General features: G+C 25.9%; 2 protein-coding genes. Both read left to right on the forward strand.

Annotation, left to right across the window (positions count from 1 at the left end):
* A partial coding sequence (locus tag AMN80_RS01720; RefSeq protein ID WP_075520300.1) for an SAM-dependent methyltransferase occupies window positions 1-830 on the forward strand: 830 nt, incomplete at its 5' end.
* Window positions 827-1,288 (forward strand): purine nucleoside phosphorylase YfiH/LACC1 family protein (locus AMN80_RS01725; RefSeq protein WP_143323370.1); only part of this gene is annotated, 462 nt, incomplete at its 3' end. The genes AMN80_RS01720 and AMN80_RS01725, both read left to right, overlap by 4 nt.

Genomic DNA, 1,288 nt, shown 5'->3' on the forward strand with positions numbered 1-1,288 from the left:
GCCCAGGTGATGGAAGTTTGTCGGAAGTATTAGTAAAAACTTTTAAAAATTTTCCAACTTTTAATAATTCTGTAAAATTTTTTTTATATGAAAAAAGTGAATTTTTAAGAAGGATTCAAAAAAAAAAATTAAAAGGAACTAATTTAAAGTGGATAAGTGATTATAAAAACATAAAGGGCGGTCCTATTATCTTTTTTGGTAACGAATTTTTTGATGCAATACCAATAAAACAATTTTTTATAAAGGATAAAAAATTATTAGAAAAATGCTATATTTTTAATGGAAAATTTCTTGATGAAACCCAGTGCAAGCCTAAATTGAGTGATCTAATTAACTTAAGATCTTTTAAAATTTTAAAAAACCTTAAATTTATTGAATACCCAAAGCAAGGTCTTGGGGAATTAAGCAAAATTATAAAAAAAATAAAATCTTTATCTGGAGGAGTGCTATTAATTGATTACGGTTATATGGGAGCATTAAATGAAAGTACTATACAAATTGTGATGAAAAACAGAAAAATTCACAAAAAAAACCTATTAAAGTATATTGGTAATGCAGATATCACTTCATTGGTAAATTTTAGCTTATTAAATGAATTTTTTTCAAAAAAAAAATTAAATGTTAAAAGAGTAGTTACACAGAAATTTTTTTTAGAAAGAATGGGGATTATCGAAAGAGCTAAGATTCTGGAAAAAAAAATGAATGAAAAACAAAAAAAATATATGGTCACAACGCTTTCAAGACTTTTAAATAAAGGCTCAATGGGAGAGTTATTCAAAGTTATTTTTGCATATAAAAGTAATAATAAAAAATTTTTTGGGTTTGAATGATTTTATCAAAAAAATTGTTAAAGTATAAAAGTATTAGACACTGCTTTCTAGGAATGGAAGGCGGAAAATCTAAAGGAATATATAAAAGCTTAAATTGTGGAAGAGGTTCATCTGATGCAAAAGTAAACGTAACAAAAAATCTTAAAATAGCTTGTCAAAAAATCGGTTCAACTCACAAAAAATTAGTATTGTTACATCAAGTCCATAGTAATAAGTTTTTCTATGTAAATAAAAGAAAATATAAAGCAAAGCTAGTTGGAGACGCTTTAATAACAAATAAAAAAAATATTGTATTGGGTATTTTGACTGCTGACTGCGCGCCTGTAATTATTTATGACCCAAAACTCAAAATAATTTCAGCAATACATGCTGGGTGGAAAGGTGCCTACAAAGAAATCATTAAAAAGGTAGTTAATTTTTTGATTAAATCAGGAAGTGATACCAAAGATTTGGTTGCT

The organism is Candidatus Pelagibacter communis (assembly GCF_001179985.1).
GTDB classification, from domain to species: Bacteria; Pseudomonadota; Alphaproteobacteria; order Pelagibacterales; family Pelagibacteraceae; genus Pelagibacter; species Pelagibacter ubique_J.